Annotated in this window: 17 protein-coding genes; 13 read left to right on the forward strand and 4 right to left on the reverse strand. The window is 42.6% G+C overall.

Features of this window, described 5'->3' with window-relative positions; translation table 11 throughout:
- Positions 1–84 precede the first annotated feature (84 nt).
- The 5 genes from EC328_RS03505 to msrB all read left to right on the forward strand — a co-directional run bounded on the left by EC328_RS03505 (position 85) and on the right by msrB (position 5,792).
- The gene (locus EC328_RS03505) at positions 85–1,365 is read left to right on the forward strand and encodes a glycine/sarcosine/betaine reductase component B subunit (RefSeq protein ID WP_128425520.1); all 1,281 of its coding nucleotides are present in this window, start codon (positions 85–87) and stop codon (positions 1,363–1,365) included.
- 12 nt (positions 1,366–1,377) lie between these two features.
- Positions 1,378–2,655, forward strand: a complete 1,278-nt coding sequence (locus EC328_RS03510; RefSeq protein WP_128425521.1) for a glycine/betaine/sarcosine/D-proline family reductase selenoprotein B — start codon at positions 1,378–1,380, stop codon at positions 2,653–2,655.
- A 28-nt stretch (positions 2,656–2,683) separates the two neighbouring features.
- Complete coding sequence (gene ald / locus EC328_RS03515; RefSeq protein WP_128425522.1) at positions 2,684–3,805, forward strand: alanine dehydrogenase; 1,122 nt, start codon at positions 2,684–2,686, stop codon at positions 3,803–3,805.
- A gap of 63 nt (positions 3,806–3,868) precedes the next feature.
- Complete coding sequence (locus EC328_RS03520; RefSeq protein ID WP_240671515.1) at positions 3,869–4,630, forward strand: NADPH-dependent oxidoreductase; 762 nt, start codon at positions 3,869–3,871, stop codon at positions 4,628–4,630.
- Between the two features lie 70 nt (positions 4,631–4,700).
- Positions 4,701–5,792: a peptide-methionine (R)-S-oxide reductase MsrB gene (msrB, locus tag EC328_RS03525; protein ID WP_128425523.1), complete on the forward strand. Its 1,092-nt coding sequence runs from the start codon at positions 4,701–4,703 to the stop codon at positions 5,790–5,792.
- Here the strand turns inward: msrB and EC328_RS03530 are convergent.
- Both EC328_RS03530 and EC328_RS03535 read right to left on the reverse strand, forming a co-directional pair.
- The gene (locus tag EC328_RS03530; RefSeq protein WP_164906015.1) at positions 5,780–6,385 is read right to left on the reverse strand and encodes a LysE family translocator; all 606 of its coding nucleotides are present in this window, start codon (positions 6,383–6,385) and stop codon (positions 5,780–5,782) included. The two genes, msrB and EC328_RS03530, sit on opposite strands and share 13 nt — an antisense overlap.
- 11 nt (positions 6,386–6,396) lie before the next feature.
- Entirely contained in the window at positions 6,397–6,837 is a 441-nt protein-coding gene (locus tag EC328_RS03535) for an Lrp/AsnC family transcriptional regulator (RefSeq protein WP_128425525.1), read from the reverse strand.
- Positions 6,838–7,039: 202 nt separating this feature from the next.
- Here EC328_RS03535 and EC328_RS03540 point away from each other — a divergent pair, with 202 nt between their 5' ends.
- Genes EC328_RS03540 through EC328_RS03555 form a run of 4 tightly spaced genes read left to right on the forward strand, consistent with a single transcriptional unit; the run spans position 7,040 to position 10,455 of the window.
- Positions 7,040–7,927, forward strand: coding sequence for a fumarylacetoacetate hydrolase family protein (locus tag EC328_RS03540; RefSeq protein WP_128425526.1), 888 nt, complete (start codon positions 7,040–7,042; stop codon positions 7,925–7,927).
- Between the two features lie 14 nt (positions 7,928–7,941).
- Positions 7,942–9,159 carry an S-methyl-5-thioribose kinase gene (gene mtnK, locus EC328_RS03545; RefSeq protein ID WP_128425527.1) on the forward strand — a complete coding sequence of 406 codons (1,218 nt, stop codon included), beginning with the start codon at positions 7,942–7,944 and terminating at the stop codon, positions 9,157–9,159.
- A 39-nt stretch (positions 9,160–9,198) separates the two neighbouring features.
- A complete protein-coding gene (locus EC328_RS03550; RefSeq protein WP_128425528.1) occupies positions 9,199–10,173 on the forward strand; it encodes a D-2-hydroxyacid dehydrogenase in 975 nt (324 codons plus the stop codon).
- Between the two features lie 18 nt (positions 10,174–10,191).
- Positions 10,192–10,455 carry a hypothetical protein gene (locus tag EC328_RS03555; protein WP_128425529.1) on the forward strand — a complete coding sequence of 88 codons (264 nt, stop codon included), beginning with the start codon at positions 10,192–10,194 and terminating at the stop codon, positions 10,453–10,455.
- 48 nt (positions 10,456–10,503) lie between these two features.
- Here the strand turns inward: EC328_RS03555 and EC328_RS03560 are convergent, their stop codons facing one another.
- Both EC328_RS03560 and EC328_RS03565 read right to left on the reverse strand, forming a co-directional pair.
- Entirely contained in the window at positions 10,504–10,782 is a 279-nt protein-coding gene (locus tag EC328_RS03560; protein WP_128425530.1) for a putative quinol monooxygenase, read from the reverse strand.
- Between the two features lie 54 nt (positions 10,783–10,836).
- A complete protein-coding gene (locus EC328_RS03565) occupies positions 10,837–12,795 on the reverse strand; it encodes an LTA synthase family protein (protein ID WP_128425531.1) in 1,959 nt (652 codons plus the stop codon).
- Positions 12,796–12,985: 190 nt separating this feature from the next.
- Between EC328_RS03565 and thpR the strand changes: the two genes are divergently transcribed.
- From thpR to EC328_RS03585, 4 genes are all read left to right on the forward strand, one after another.
- Positions 12,986–13,525: an RNA 2',3'-cyclic phosphodiesterase gene (thpR, locus tag EC328_RS03570; RefSeq protein ID WP_128425532.1), complete on the forward strand. Its 540-nt coding sequence runs from the start codon at positions 12,986–12,988 to the stop codon at positions 13,523–13,525.
- 284 nt (positions 13,526–13,809) lie between these two features.
- Positions 13,810–15,105: a diaminopimelate decarboxylase gene (gene lysA, locus EC328_RS03575; RefSeq protein ID WP_128425533.1), complete on the forward strand. Its 1,296-nt coding sequence runs from the start codon at positions 13,810–13,812 to the stop codon at positions 15,103–15,105.
- Between the two features lie 10 nt (positions 15,106–15,115).
- Entirely contained in the window at positions 15,116–15,970 is an 855-nt protein-coding gene (dapF, locus tag EC328_RS03580; RefSeq protein ID WP_128425534.1) for a diaminopimelate epimerase, read from the forward strand.
- Positions 15,967–17,157 carry a MalY/PatB family protein gene (locus EC328_RS03585; RefSeq protein ID WP_128425535.1) on the forward strand — a complete coding sequence of 397 codons (1,191 nt, stop codon included), beginning with the start codon at positions 15,967–15,969 and terminating at the stop codon, positions 17,155–17,157. The genes dapF and EC328_RS03585 overlap by 4 nt, the downstream gene beginning before the upstream one ends.
- The last annotated feature ends 140 nt before the right edge of the window (positions 17,158–17,297 follow it).

Below are 17,297 nucleotides of genomic sequence, written 5' to 3' on the forward strand. Positions count from 1 at the left end.
CGAAGTATGCTAATATATTGTTGTAGAGTATTAGTGCGTAAATCAGTAAGTCAATCATTAAAAGAGAGGGGTATTGTTGACACGATGGAGCTTGAATTGCGTTATAACTATGTAAAGGATATTGTTCTGTCAGATACGACGAAAATCGAAAACGGTATACTGTCCGTGGACACTGAGGAGCTCGGGATGCTTCTAATGGAGGATGACAGGATAGAGGATGTTGGCTTTGATGTTGCAAAGCCTGGAGATAGCGTGAGGATATTGCCTGTAAAGGATGTAGTAGAACCCAGATGCAAGATCGATGGAGATGGCTTCCCGGGGTTAGTTGGTGAGATTTATGAAGCTGGAAGGGGTACGACCTGCGTTTTGAAGAATGCTGCAGTTGTAACTACCGGGCCTATAGTAGGATTCCAGGAGGGGATCATCGATATGTCGGGTCCTCTGTCTTACTATACACCGTTTTCCAAGCTGTTCAATCTTGTTATAAACGTTATTAAGAAAACGGGTGTTACCCCTCATGAGCACGAGGAAGTGGTAAGACTGGCCGGAGTGAAGGCTGCAAATTACCTTGCCAAAGCATGTATCCCCTTTGGTTATGAGGATTCAGAGACCATTAAGTGGGGATCACTTGATGATAAAAATCATGAATACAAGGACCTTCCAAAGGTAGCTTATGTATATCAGTGCGTTGGCCAAGGGCTTCTTCATGATACCTACTTCTACGGCAAGGATTCCAAGCTTATGCTTCCTACACCTATAAATCCGCTGGAGGCGTTCGATGGCGCACTTGTCAGCGGGCACTGCGTATCTGCAGGATCAAAGACTACTACATACCATCACCAGAATAATGCTGTCATTAAGGAGTGCTTCAAAAGACATGGCAAGGAGATAAATTTTATCGGAGCAGTTGTCAGCCCGATGACAACGGTTCTTCAGGACAAGTACAGAAATTCAATGTTAACAGCAAAAATCGTAGAACTGATGGGTGCGGATGGAGCTATACAGTCTCAGGAGGGCTTTGGAAATCCAACTACCGATTTGATGATGATATGCAAGAGGCTTGAGAATAAGGGCATAAAGACCGTCATGATAAGCAACGAGGACGCAGGAGTGGATGGTAAGTCTGAATCACTTCCGGACGGCGTAGACGAAGCAGATGCAATAGTATCAACCGGAAACAGCAATGCAAGGATAAGGATCCCAAGGATGGATAGGATCATCGGGGATCTGGATGCCCTTGAACATATAACCGGTGGGTTCGTCGGCTCGAGGCAGGAGGATGGAAGCCTGATAGTAGAGATCCACGGGATCATCGGAAGCCATAATCTTCAGGGATACAGTTATCTTAGCGCTACTACTGTTTAGGAGGGGGAAGACATGAAGAAAGTGTTGTTTTATACTAATCAATTCTTTGGACAGATTGGCGGCGAAGATAAGGCTTCAATGAAGCCCTTACTCCTGGAGGGTGCTGCCGGCTCGGCAAATCTTTTTATTGAGGGACTGGGCGCTGAGATCGTTGCAACAGTAGTATGTGGTGACAATTACTATGCTGAAAATATGGAAGCTGCAAGAGAAGAGATTTTTGAAATGGTCAAGGGACTTGATACAGATCTCTTAATAGCTGGGCCTGCCTTCAACGCCGGCCGCTTTGGGATGGCCTGTGGAGACCTTTGCGTTTATCTTGATAAAATGCTTGGGGTAAAGACAGTAACAGGAATGTATGTGGAAAATCCAGCAGTTGCAATTTACAAAGATAAAACTATAATAGCAGAGACTGCCAACTCGGCAGCAGGTATGAAAAAAGCGGTAGCCTCAATGAAGAAAATAGCAAACAAGCTCCTTTCCGGAGAAGAGCTTGGCCTGCCTTCCGAGGAGGGTTATATCCCAAGAGGGATAAGAGTCAATATATTCAAGGATAGAACTGGAGCTGAAAGAGCCCTTGACATGCTTGTAAAAAAGCTAAAGGGGGAGGAGTTCCAAACGGAGATACCTATACCATCATATAATAAAGTAAAGCCGGCTAAAGGACTTAGGGACCTGAAGAAAGCCAAGATCGCAATATTGACATCGGGAGGCATCGTTCCAATAGGGAATCCCGATCACCTGCCTGCTGCTACGGCTAAGTTCTACAAAAAATACAGTATCAAAGACATAGAGAAGCTTGAGGAAGGAAGCTATGAGTCGGTCCATGCAGGCTATGATCCTGTATATGCAAATAAAAATCCAAATGTAGTGCTTCCCATAGATCTTATGAAGGCAAAGGAAAAGGATGGAACATTTGGTGAGCTTTATGAGTATTATTATGTAACCACAGGGAATTCCACATCTGTTGCAGATGCCACGGCAATGGGAAAGGAAATCGCACAGGAGCTGTTACAAGCTGGAGTCGACGGAGCGATTATGACATCGACCTGAGGCACATGCACTCGTTGCGGAGCGACGATAGTCAAGGAGCTGGAGGCAGTTGGAATACCTTCATCACACATTTGTACGGTTACGCCTATATCGAAAACTGTTGGAGCTGTGAGGATAGTACCTGCATTTGCAATCCCCTTCCCGGTGGGCAATCCAATGGATACCAGCGAGAAGGAAAGTGAAATAAGAAACAGGATAGTAGATGAAGCATTGGAAATGCTGACTGTTGATGTAGAATAGAAGTTAAAATGTCGAAGGAGGTTTTACAGTGATAATTGGAATCCCAAAGGAGATCAAAAAAAATGAATACAGGGTGGCATGCAATCCTGACGGAGTTAAGGAGATCACAAGCAAAGGCCACACTGTTCTTGTCGAAAGAGGTGCAGGAATCGGAAGCGGCTATTCGGATGAGGACTATATCAATAGTGGTGCGATCCTTAAGGATACTCCCAGGGAGGTATATGAGGAAGCCGAGCTAATTTACAAGGTGAAGGAGATATTCCCTCAGGAATTTCAATATCTTAGGGAGGACCACATAGTATTTACCTATATCCACTCTAACGCCTACGCCGAGCAAACTGATGCCTTACTTGAGAAAAAGGTTACAGGGATAGCCTATGAGGATGTAGACGACAAGGACGGCGAGTTTCCGTTACTTAAGCCAATGAGCATCATTGCAGGCAAAGGGGGCTTTCTGGCGGCACTTCACTTTATGCAAAGAGTCCATGGGGGAAATGGGATACTTTTATCCAGGATAGATGGAGTAAGAACCCCGGAGATAACCATCATTGGTGCAGGCAACTCAGGAGTAGCTGCAGCTGAACTTGCTGCAGCATTAGGGAACAAGGTGACAATTCTCGATATAAATATTGATAAGCTTGAGAAGGCAAGAAAGGAGCTGCCTTCAAATGTCGAGCTGCTTATATCCAACAGAGCCAATCTGGAGACGTGCCTGAAGAGGACTGATGTCCTTATAAATTGCATCCTTTGGCCTAAGTGGAGAAAGGACCATCTGGTGGACAGAGATATGCTGAAGATGATGAAGCCAGGAGCGATGATAGTGGATGTGGCATGCGATGACGAGGGCGCGATACAAACGACACATTCAACCTCTCATGACGATCCTGTTTACGAGGTTGATGGAGTGACCCACTATTGTGTGGACAACATACCCTCGGCTTTTTCACAGACGGCAACTACAACTCTTTGCAACGTTACAGTGCCTTATGTTCTTAAAATAGCAGAAAAGGGCGTAAAACAGGCTCTAATCGATGACAAGTATCTGAGGAGAGGGCTTACGACATATAAAGGCTTGCTGACACTTGAGGAAACAGGAAGAAAGCAGAACAGACCATGGGTAACACCTGAAAAGGCTCTTGGTATGGAGTAATGAGTATATCGGTTGGTCTCTGGGTATAGACATCCTAACACACGATTGAATGGAGGTTATAGGATGGATATGATAAACGAAACGATCGCTTTGCAACAGGAGCACCGCACCATTCGGGAATTTACTGATGAGCCTGTGGCTAAGGAGATCATGGATACTATATTACGGGTAGCTCAGAGGACCGCGACTTCAAACGGGATGCAAAGCTATTCAATAATAAGGGTGACTGATCCTGAGCTTAAAGAAGCTATTGCCAGGGTCGGAAATCAGGCATATATCGCCAGAGAGCCAGAACTGCTCATATTTATAGTTGACAGCTATCGAAATGGCAGGATAGCCCTGGAGAAAGGATATAATGGGGAAGCGCACAAGGACATGGACAGATTCTTCCAGGGATGGACTGATGCCTGCCTTGCTGCTCAAAATGTCGTCCTGGCTGCTGAATCATTAGGACTTGGAGCAAATTATCTCGGTTGCATACTGAATGACTCTGCAAAGATGATCGAGCTTTTGAAGCTTCCGGAATTGACATTTCCAGTGGTAGGAGTAGGTCTTGGGTACCCGAACCAGACTCCACAGCTCAAACCAAGGATGGATATGAGCCTGAGGGTTTTCGAGAACAGCTACTCGACATTGGACGATTATCTCGCTGCAATCGCTGAATACGACCAGGAAATGCAGACTTATTATGATTTGAGAAATGCAAACAAGAGAGTCGACAGCTTCAGCGACCAGGTGGTATCAAAGCTGGTAAATGTTATCCCTGGAAGGCAGGATATTTTGAATGTAATCAAATCGCAGGGCTTTAACTTAATGATAAAATAGGAAGTAAAAATAACCGCATGAATGACGGAACCCTCCTGGGGTATAAATATTAACCACAGGAGGGATTGCTATGAAACCGAGTACCAAGAAGATTATTATATATGCCATTCTGGGTTTGATGATCCTGATCGCTTTTTCATACTTCACCAGAGATACGGAAAAGTACAGTACTGAGGATGCAGTGAGGGCTGAGCCTATGCCTGACTACTCCAACAGCAGATATAAGGAGATATACCTGGCAGGAGGCTGCTTCTGGGGAGTTCAGGCCTATTTTGACAGAATGCTTGGTGTGGTTTACACAAACGTTGGCTATGCCAACGGGGAAAGTGAGGATACTGATTACTATTCAATAGGTGAGACTGGTCATGCTGAAGCTATTTATGTGGTGTTTGATCCTGATATATTAAGTCTTGAGGAGCTTTTAGGATATTTCTATGGAATAATTGAGCCGACTGTATTGAACAGGCAGGGCAATGACATTGGGACCCAGTACAGGACCGGAATATACTATGTTGACCCTGAGGACTTTGAAACCATAAAAAGAGTCACTGAACAGGAGCAAGAAAAGCATGACGAACCAATAGTAACAGAAATAGAGCTTTTACAGAACTATATACTCGCTGAAGAGTATCATCAGGACTATCTTGTAAAAAATCCTGGTGGATACTGTCATGTTGATCTTTCAAATATACCCAGAGAAAGACCAGCAGTATATACGAACGCCTATCCAAAGCCGGGCGACAGCGAAATAAGGTCTGAACTTACAAGTCTTCAGTACAGCATAACTCAGGAGAATGCCACAGAGACCCCATTCCAGAACCCATATTGGAATAATGAGGAGCATGGTCTTTATGTAGACATAGTAACCGGAGAGCCACTTTTTCTCTCGTTAGACAAATTTGATTCAGGCTCCGGCTGGCCAAGCTTTACCAGACCGGTGCAAAGAGAGGTCCTTACCTACCACATAGATGAGAGTCTTGGGATGGCAAGGACTGAGGTTAGAAGCAGAAGCGGCGACTCCCACCTTGGACACGTTTTTGATGATGGTCCTGTTGAGGAGGGAGGCCTTAGATACTGTATAAACAGCGGTGCATTGAGATTTATTCATGAGGATGACCTTGAGAAGGAAGGCTATGGAGACTTCCTTATCTATTTCCGATAGACGGTTCGAAGGCCAAAACCTATTAGAATCAGTCCTACAAGGCCATTTAAAACTGACATAGCAGCTTCGGGAATAAAGATCCCAGCGACACTTCCAAGTGCTGAAACAAATGTCATGAATAAGAGAGTTGAAAGTACAGCTCCTACACCAAACAGGTACATCTCCTTTCTTCCCAGGCCGTCCTCGACGATCTTCGATGAAAACACTCCTGCCCAAAACATTATGGTCAGAGGATTAGACAGAGTAAGGAGCAATACCTTTGGGAAAGCAGATCCTGAGCTGACACTCCTAAACAGATTTATAGCGGGGAGTATAGATAAACCGAAAACTCCAAGAAGGGTTTGCAGTCCGAATAATATCAGAATGGAAGCGCCAAAGTACTTGAAAAAAGTCTTGGCGCCTTCTTTTTTCTCCAGTATAGCTGCCATTCCAAGTATTGCACCAATTATGAAGAGGCTGTCAACCAAAGTAACGGCAGCAACACCCTGCATCGCTTGCCAGAAGCCGTTTTCAACCGATGTTCCAAATATAAACAAACATACTGGTCCTACTGCAATTTGAAGAAGCATTCCAAATTTAAAGCCCTTGATCAACATTTTAACACCTACCTGTTTATGGTTTCCTTGAGAGTTGACAGCACCACTTGAGTATTCGACTTTTCCACACCCTTGATAGATTTGAGCTTACGGCTTATAAATTCTTCGAGCTCTGAAGTATCCCTTAGAAGGACCTTAAGCATATAATCGTATTCTCCCGCCATGTGATGACATTCTATTACCTCAGGATACTTCGTAATTACACTCCTAAAGCCCTGAATATTACCTGTCTGACCGATATTTACAAAAATAATAGATAAAAGCCTGTAGCCCAGTTCTTCCCGATTGATCCTTACGGTATATTCCTGGATAATGCCTGACTCCTCAAGTTTTCTCATCCGCTCAGATACTGCAGGCACTGACAGCTTGACCCTCCTGCTTATATCAGAAGCAGTGGCCCTGCCGTTCTCTTTAAGTATTTCAAGTATACTTAAGTCCAAATTGTCCATATAAACAACACCTCTGTATATTATTTAAGGATATTATAGAATTTTACATAATAAATGTAAACAATATGTTATAAAATCAAAAATATTTTAATTAAATTCACTACTTACTTAAAATAATACTGCATATGAGTTTAATTGATTGCATTGACTTAAAAAAGTGATGTACAATGGGAGTGAACACTTATAAAGAGGGGGCAGTCATATGAAATTTTTAACCTACAAAAGAGTTGAAGCTGTGAAGGTCGGCATTATGGATGATAACAATATGATATACAGTTTATCTGAGGTGCTGGGGCATGAAGAGTACGGAACTATGCTTGAGTGCATCGCTGGAATTTCAGATGCCGAGCTGGCGCGAGTTGATGCTTTTCTAAAAGATCCTGATTTCGAAGGGGTCAGTTCAGATAAGGTCAAAATCCTTGCTCCTATAACAAAACCTATCCATGACATTATATGCGTTGGTGTTAATTATCTGGATCATCTTAACGAATCAAAAAATGCAATGAATGATGATAAATTTAATACAGTAACCAAACCAGTATATTTTGGCAAGCGGACTCAGATGATAGTTGGATCTGATGCTCCAATAAAAGGATGGCTTGAGGTTGATGAAAATTTGGATTATGAAGTTGAGCTTGCGGTGATAATAGGCAAGAAAGGAACCTGCATTCCAAAGGATAAGGTTGAGGAATATATCTTTGGATACTCAGCTTTCAATGATTTTTCATCCAGGAAGCTCCAAACGCTGCATATGCAATGGTATAGGGGAAAGAGTCTGGATACTTATACTGCAATGGGACCAGTTATACTGCACAAATCAATGATGCCATTCCCTGTTGAGGCTGATGTCATATCCAGGGTGAATGGGGAGGTAAGACAAAGCTCTAACACAAGGATGCTTATAAATGATATAGCTGAGCTGATATCAGACTTCTCCAACGGGATAACACTCGAGCCGGGGGATATAATCGCTACAGGTACTCCGGCAGGTGTTGGAATGGGATTTTCTCCTCAAAGATTCCTTAAAAGGGGAGACGTGGTTGAATGCGAGATCCCGGGGATCGGGATACTGAAGAATACAATCGAATAGACCAGGGGGCTTAAATGACAAGATTTGAAGAGCATTTCAGAATGAGGGAGAACGATATTGTTGAATATGTGAAGGAGAAGCTGGATTTTTTTGGACCTAATGAGCTGCTTCGTTGTGAGGAAATAGGTGATGGGAATATCAACTATGTTTTCAGAGTAACCAGCATGGACTCAACAAGATCCCTGATAGTAAAGCATGCAGATATTGCTGACAGATCCTGCGGTGACCCGCTTGCCGTGGATAGAAACAGGATAGAAGCCAATGCTTTGATCCATCAAGGCGTCCTTTCTCCAGGGATGGTCCCTAAGGTATATCATTTTGACCCAGTCATGTGCTGCCTTGTTATGGAGGATCTATCTGACCATAAAATCCTTAGGGATGAGCTTATTGATTATAGAACCTTCGACAATTTAGGCAGAGATTTAGCTGAATTCCTGGTGGATACTCTCTTGCCATCTACTGATATGATTATGGACCAACTGGAAAAGAAGCGTCTTGTTAAGGAGTATATCAACCCTGAGTTGTGTGAAATCACAGAAAGGCTGGTTTTTACTGAGCCATTTTTAAATGGGAGAGGAAAAAACAGCCTAACAGCTCTGGATGAAGGGTTCGCCGACAGAGAGCTTTATTCTGATAAATCCCTTCATCTCGAGGCTGCAAAATTAAAGATGGATTTCCTTACAAAGGCACAATCACTTATTCATGGGGATCTTCATACCGGTTCAATATTCATAAAGGAAGGGTCTGTAAAGGTAATAGACCCTGAGTTTGCTTTCTTTGGACCTATGGGCTACGATGTCGGGAATATAATAGCTAATCTGTTCTTTCCGCTGATAAGGGCAACAGTAGACCGCTCAGGCGATGAAAACAAAGAGATTTTCATATATTGGGTTCAGGACACTATCAGGGAGTTTATTGAAAGCTTCAGGCTGGGATTCTTGCTTAAGCTAAAGGTGAATGCCAGGGAGCCTTTTGCTGAGGACGAAAATGTCAGAGAGTGGTATCTTGAGGAAGTGCTTAAGGATTCTACAGGTATCGCAGGGCTGGAGCTGATACGAAGGACTATCGGAGCTGCCAAGGTTAAGGATATAACCACAATCAAGGACGAAGGAGAGCGTGCCATGGCAGAAAGGCTATGTATTTCTTTAGGCAAGGAGCTGATACTAAGCAGAGACAGGATAATGGACAGCGACTCGTATTTTGAAGCCTTTAAGAGAGCTCAGAGCCACTGAAGGTAATAGTTCATATCGATATGCACTGGAGGGATTTATATGAAAATAGTGGTTCTTGACGGATATACGTTGAATCCCGGGGACCTTTCCTGGGAAGGATTTGAAAAACTTGGTGATCTCAAGGTTTATGACAGGACTGCCTATGATCTTTCAAATAGTGAGCTCGTAATCGACAGAGGCAGGGATGCAGATGCTATACTTCTAAACAAGACCCTGCTCAACAGGGATATGATGGATCATATGCCTTATTTGAAGTATGTTGGAGTTCTGGCTACAGGCTTTAATATAGTGGATGTTGAAGCTGCAAGAGAAAAGGGGATCACTGTAACAAATATTCCCACTTATGGAACAAATGCGGTAGCACAGATGGCAATCGCGCTTTTATTGGAGCTTTGTCATCATGTAGGGTCTCATAGTGATGCAGTTGCCAATGGAGAATGGGAGTCGAACCCTGATTGGTCATTCTGGAAATATCCGTTGGTCGAATTGGCGGGTAAGACAATGGGGATCATAGGCTACGGAAGGATTGGAAGGACAGTGGGAGGAATAACTAAGGCCCTTGGAATGAAGGTTATTGCTATGGCAAACTCACCGGATCCTTCACTTGAGGATGATATGATGCGATATGGAAACCTCGAGGAACTGCTTAGAGAGTCTGATGTGATAAGCCTTCACTGCCCTCTTACAGAATCCACCCAAGGAATAATAAATAAGGACACAATAGCCAAAATGAAGGATGGAGTCATGATTATTAATAATTCAAGGGGACAGCTGATCGTTGAGGAGGACTTGAGGGATGCTCTAAATAGCGGTAAGGTTGCCGGAGCAGCCCTTGATGTTGTTTCATCCGAGCCGATAAAGTCCGATAATCCATTGCTTCAAGCCAGGAATTGTATAATCACTCCGCATATTTCATGGGCTCCAAAGGAGGCCAGGACCAGACTTATGGATCTGGCTCTTGAAAACCTGAAAAGATATCTTGAAGGTTCTCCAATAAACGTAGTAAACAAATAACAGGAAGGAAATGATAGAATGAGCATATTTGAGGCTATTATGCTGCTCTGCTTTGGGGCTGCATGGCCATTTTCGATAATAAAATCCTATAAATCAAGATCAGTCGCAGGGAAAAGCCCTTATTTTCTGATAGTAGTAATTATCGGGTATATTTCAGGCATAATCAATAAGTTGCTTTATAGCAACGACATCATTATGTACCTGTATATTCTGAACCTTCTTATGGTAGCAACGGATCTTGCTATTTATTATAGAAATGTTAAGCTGGCAAAGAATTCCTAAATAAGAGGATAAAAAAAGCTCAGGAAGAAATCCCTGAGCTTTTTAAGGTCAAATTGCTTCGAAAATCATAATTTCCTTGCTTTCAAGAAGATCTGCAATTGCAGGTCCGAAGAATGCGAAATGAGGCGTCGACTTGTGATATTCAAAGGCCTCCATGCTTGTGTACTTCTCATACAGGAATACCCTGTTCCCATTTACGGCTGCCTCATAATTCAAGCACCCAGGCTCTGCCAGGCTGTTTTCCGAATTCTTTCTTAACAGCTGAATAAATTCCTCGAGTTTGTCCTCTTTTACAACGTAATTGACCTGTATAACCACCTTTTTCATTTGACCAGCCTCCCCCAATAAATATTGACCAGATATTCATAATGCGTGTAAAGATCATTGCTCCATTATTTTTCTATAGTAATCGAGCTCCAGGATCTTAGCTGAGTAGTAGAATTTCTCCTCAATAATAGCTGAGATCTCTCTTCGGTATTCCTCCTTAGTTTCGGGGCTTTCATCTGCAAACTCACCTAAGGCTTCAAACTTGGAATATTTGGAGTTAAATATTCCCTTGTCTGTAATAAAGCTCCTGTCATAGAGTATCACAAGGGGTTTGGAATCAGATAAAAGATCCCTGCCCATCAAGAGTCGTGAATCATAGTCAAGCCCCATAAGATTTGAAATAGTCGGAAGAATATCAAGGCTTGAACCAGGTTTTTCTATCCTTATAGGCTTCATCCCAGGAGCATAGAGAAGAAAAGCATTTTTATAGAGCTCAAAGGTCTCTTCTATTTCATGACCTGCAAGAGCATCAAGCTGTCTTTTTTCAAGCGCATAAGGGTAGTGATCTGCACTAAGCGCAAAAAGAGTCTTTTCTGCCAGTCCAGCCCTTTCCAGCTCTGTCAAAAGATACTCAAGTGCCCTGTCCAGCTCCACCTGTGTTGCAAGGTAAGCTTTTGCTCCATCTGGATATGAAAGATTTTTAACTACTTTCTTGTTCTTATTAGCAATAAAATTGCCTTTGAAGGTATACCTCATATGTCCGCTGACAGTCATATAATAGGCATGGAATGGCTGATTCCCGATGTATTCTGGAAGAGTAAGCTCCATCATTTCAAGATCGGATTCAGGCCAGGTCTTTGTTACGTTTAACCCGTTACCCAAGCCCTTATACTCATAACCTGCATTTGGGTGTGAAAGATGTCGGTCATAATAGTCATAGGAGTGGTTATGGTATGCCTTTGTAATATATCCAAGTCTTTTCAGCTGATTACCCATGGTAAAGGGCAACAGGTTGTCCTTGGATCGCATGTAGCTCCAAACGCCGCTCTTTGGAATGAGACCGGTAGTTGCAACGTATTCTCCATCTGAGGTACTCACTCCCCAAAGTGCTGTGTAGAAGTTTTCAAATCTGAAGCCCCCATTGTACATCTTATAAAGTGTAGGAGTTACCACAGGATCGATGCCCAGGTAAGAAAACCCTTCAGCGGTTATGAATATTAGATTATAACCCTCGAACATTCCTGTGAATTGATTTTTTGTAGTCGGTTCAATTGTGCTGAAGTAGGAATGAAGCTTTTTAAGCTGCGGATCCCTCTCATTCTGTGCCAGATGGACAAAGTCGATTTCCATAGTATTTGGTTTCGCCTTTACTGATTTCTCCTCAGTTGATCCAGAAGTGTCACCAGGATTATTTTTAGATATAACAACTATTGCTTTCCCGCTCCCAAGCTCCTTTGGTTCCCAACCCAGCAATGACCTCTTAAGGTCCAGCCTCATATAGGTCAAAAGACCTAGATTATTGACTGACATCTCAGGGTGATGAATATTGTAGTATAGGTTATATGCTGAGTTCACGTTCCTGCTGCCCTGATTTACTGCGACTATGCCAAGAATGTGTAATACAGCAGCAAATGCAAGCAGAATAACTATTTGACCAGAATCAAAGGCTTTTATCTCCAATGATTTTCCAATAGTAATATACAAAGCAAATGGAAGGAACATTAGAAGTATGAGACGGATATTCTCCAGTATCATATAAATCGCTTCCCTGGCAAATTCCATTACCTTGCCGGCATGACCTGCAGAATAGACAATATAAAAGGTTCTGAATATCTTATAGTAGACCAGCTGGGATGCATAGAGGAATCCCAAAATGAACAATAGCGCTGCGGCAACAAACTCACTCCCCGACAGTGATGTCAATATTCCGAGGAATATTGCAAAAACTGAGCCAAATAATGAAGTGTACAAAAAGCCGTTTGAATGACTTAAAGTTGATGTAAATAGTCTTAAAACAGTTTCAAGATATATGATGGAAAGAAAAAACAATACTGACAGGACCAAAGTGTTCATTTTTTAAAGTCGCCCTTTCAAGATTTTTATCGTGTCATTTGAATAACCTTCGAGATGCCTCTTTATTACTATAGTATACCACCATGATCATAGACTGGATAACATTTTTCTTATGGAGTGGTTCAAAAGTGGCAATTCGTAATGGATAGGGTATATTACATCAGTGTAAATATAATCAACGGAGGTTACTATGAGGCTTTTTATAGGTATCGATTTTAGTGATGAAACTATTAAGCTTATTGAATCCACAATAAGAAAGCTTGAAGTTATAGCCGATAAGGGAAGGTTTGTAAGACCAGATCTCATACACTTAACTGTAGAATTCCTGGGAGAGGTTGAACCGGGGAGATTAACTGAGCTTCAGGAGCTTATGAAAAGCATTAAGTTTGAGCCTTTCTACATAAGACCATTCGGATTAGGCACATTTAAAAGACGAGAGGGGGATATATTGTGGATCGGAATCGAGGAAAGCCAGGAGCTCCAATTGCTTTGGGATAAGCTTCATAAAACTCTTATGGCTGCAGGCTTTAAGGTCGAAGAACGACCCTATATCCCTCATATAACACTGGGGAGAAAGGTAAGGCTATCTTCAGATATTAAGGAAATCGAGAGCAATATGTCACAGGCTATGCCAAAGTCTTTGGTAGATAGGATCCATATTTTTCATTCAACAAGTAAAAATGGACGTTTGGAATATATCAAGATACATAGTGGCGAAATTCAGAAATAAAGTATCAATCAGAAAAGGTAGAAAAAGATTAAAGACAGCTAAGAGTTTAGAGCCAAGAGCTAAGATCCTTCGCTAATGCTCAGGATGACAATTATAGGCAGCAGGGTCGTCTGCCCCTGCTGCCGCCTATCGAATAACGCTTATCGCCTGACTCCTTTCCCCTTGTAGCTTTCCTCTAACGCTTCTCGCTTAATTTGAGGTTGTTAATTGCCAGACTATTCTACAAAGTGTATACTTTAATCGAGAGGAATAACCGCAGCATCACATTAAAGGGAGGTATAAAAATGATCGAGCAGGTAAAAGAAGGGGTTCTGTACTACGACGGCTGCAATACGATTGAACTGGCAGAGAAATTCGGGACACCCTTATACGTTTATTCAGAAACTGACATCCTAAACAAGATCAATGAGATGAAGGAATGCTTTACAGACAAATATGAAAGGACAAGAATTGCATACGCTGCAAAAGCCTTTGGTGTGATGGGCATATTCAGACTAATGGAAAGAGAAGGTCTATGCATCGATGTGGTATCAGGCGGAGAGCTGTATACAGCTATAAAAGCTGGATTTCCACCTGAGAGGATTGAATTCAATGGCAATAACAAACAGATCCATGAGCTTGAGATGGCTATTGAATATGGAATAGGAAGGATCATAGTAGACGGGATTGAGGAGCTTTCACTGATAGAAGATATATGCAAGGAAAAAAGCAAGGAAATCAGTATACTATACAGAATCACCCCTGGGGTCAGGAGTGATTCACATGATTACATAGTAACTGGCAAGAAGGATTCACAGTTCGGTATGCCTTTGGATGATCATATTCTTATGCCAGCTGTTGATGCAGCAATTAAATCAGAGGTTGTGGACTTCAAGGGATATCATTTTCATCTTGGTTCCCAGCTGTTCGATAATTCTTCACATTTACAGGCAGTTGAAATACTTTTGGAGCTAATAGAAAAAACAAAGGACAAATTCGGTTTTGAAGTTGAAGAGGTCAACCTTGGCGGAGGCTTTGGGATAAGGTATACAACCGAGGTCAGAAAGCCTTTCAGCTATTTCCTCGAGCCAATGATGGAGAGAATAGAAGAGTATTTCAAGGATAAAGGGCGAATACGACCAGAAGTTGTCATTGAACCAGGCAGAAGCCTTGTGGGAGAAGCAGGGATGACGCTTTATACCGTGGGCAATATAAAGGAAATCGAAGGGATCAGGAAATATGTCGCAGTAAATGGAGGTATGCCTGACAATATTAGACCTGCTCTATATCAGGCCAAGTACAGAGGGATAATCGCCAACAAGGCATCTGTTGAGGCTAATGATATCGTCACTGTTTGCGGGAAATGCTGTGAGTCAGGGGATGTCCTTATGAGAGATGTAGCCCTGCAAAAAGCGGAACGAGGAGATGTACTGGCTGTTTTTACTACAGGAGCCTACGGTTATTCTATGGCCAGCAACTACAACAAGAACCCTATACCTGCAGTTGTACTTGTAAAGGATGGAAGAACTGAGCTTATGGTCAAACGTCAAAGCTATGATGACATGATAAAAAATGAGTTGATACCTGAGTCAATGAGGTAAGGAGGATCATATGCTATTTACTAAGATGCACGGTGCAGGTAATGATTTCATCATCATAAACAATTTAGTGGAAAAAATACCTGAAGAACTGTTTCCAAGTGTTGCAAAAGCCCTTTGTCAAAGAAGGATGTCCATAGGTGCCGACGGGATGATGATAATCGACAAAGCTCAAGGTGACGGAGATTTCAGGATGCACTTTTTTAATTCTGACGGCACGATAGGCGAAATGTGTGGAAACGGCGCAAGATGCATTGCCAGATATGGATTTGAGAAGGGTTTATCGGGGGCTGTACAAAAAATAGAAACAACAGCCGGAATGGTTACAGGCTGGAGAGTAGATAAAAGGAAGTACAAGGTCAAGCTTAACGACCCAACCTATATCCAGCTCGATCATGATATCGAGATCGGAGGGAGCAGTTATAAATGCTCCTATATTGAGTTGGGGAATCCAGGGCTTCCTCACGCAGTTGTATACCTTGAGGGTATGTCAGACATGGATCAAGACGAGCTGCGACAGCTTGGAAGGGTTCTGAGAAACCACAGCTCATTTCCGAAGGGCGCAAACATAAATTTCTGCCAGTTGGATGGTCAAGATGGATTAAAAGCAATAACCTTCGAGCGAGGAGTAGAGGATTTTACACTTGCCTGCGGAACAGGTGCAGGATCCATTGCTCTGGCAGTGAGATTAAAGGGAATAATCAAAGAAGACAGGGTGAGAATCGAGAAGCCCGGGGGGACTCTATTTATTGAGCTTGAAAAGAGAGATGACAGTTATTCGATCTATTTGACCGGGCCTACCTGCATGGTGGCAGAAGGTCAGGTATTGGATGAGGACATGAGGGAATTATGGGAGGGATTAGAGTGAAGTATAATTTTGACGAAGTGATAGACAGAAGAGATTTTAATTCAGTAAAATACGACGAGAGAATGAAGAAATTTGGTACAGATGATGTTATTCCGTTGTGGATAGCAGACATGGACTTCAGAACCGCTCAGCCAATCATAGACGCTATGATCAAGCGAGCAGAGCATGGTATATTTGGATATGTTTCAAAACCACTGAGCTATAAGGAGGCGGCTTCAGAGTTCCAACTAAGAAGACACGGATGGAAGTTGGATCCTGATACGATGAGCTTTGCAGTAGGTATTGTTCCTGCAATGGCTGAGCTGGTAAGGGAATTTGTTCAGCCAGGGGAAAAGGTCTTAATACAGACCCCTGTTTACCCTGAGTTTTACAACGTGGTCGAGGTATGGGAAGGAAGAGAAGTAGTTGAAAACAAGCTTCTGGAAAAGGATGGCTGGCATGTTATCGACTTTGTGGATTTCGAGGAGAAGCTGAAATCCGGAGTAAAGCTGTTTATTCTATGCAATCCCCATAATCCAATAGGAAGAATATGGACCAAGGAAGAACTTGTAAAAATGGGAGAGCTTTGCCTGAAGTATAATGTTCCTGTAATATCTGATGAGATACACGGAGACCTTGAACTTTATGGGAATAAGTACACAGCCTTTGGAACATTGTCTGAGGAGCTGAAGAAAAATACTATCATCTGCTTTGCAGCTACAAAAACCTTTAACCTCGCAGGTCTGCAGGCATGTTCTATCGTATTCCACAGGGCGGATTGGAAGAAGAGATTCGACGGATTCTGGAGTGGTCTTGATATCCATAGAAACAACTGCTTCAGTCTTGTCGCCATGGAGGCAGCCTGGAGACATGGAGATGAGTGGCTGGACCAAATGCTGGAGTATGTCGGTGAAAACATGAGGTTTGTCAAGGAATATCTCGACAGGGAGATCCCGCAGATAAAGATGACACTTCCTCAGGCTACATATCTGATGTGGCTGGATTGCAGAGAACTGGGGATGGATTCAAAGGAGCTGAATGAGTTTTTTGTCAAAAAGGCTAAGGTTGGTTTGAATAATGGAAAGGATTTCTGCAGAAGTCTCGACGGGTATATGAGAATGAATGCTGCTCACCCAAGATATCAGCTGAAGCAGGCGTTGGAGCAGATAAAAGAAGCGGTTGAGGCGACCTTTGGTCGCAGTGAATAACGAATAGTGAATAGTGATTAGCAAAAAATATCCTCCATAAACGCTCATTTTAAGACATTTTATATCTGAATGAACGAAAATGGAGGGTATTTTCTTTTGCTAACAACTAACTGCTACCTACTATTTTTTATTGTTCAATG

The sequence above is a fragment of the Gudongella oleilytica genome, assembly GCF_004101785.1.
GTDB classification, from domain to species: Bacteria; Bacillota; Clostridia; order Tissierellales; family Tissierellaceae; genus Gudongella; species Gudongella oleilytica.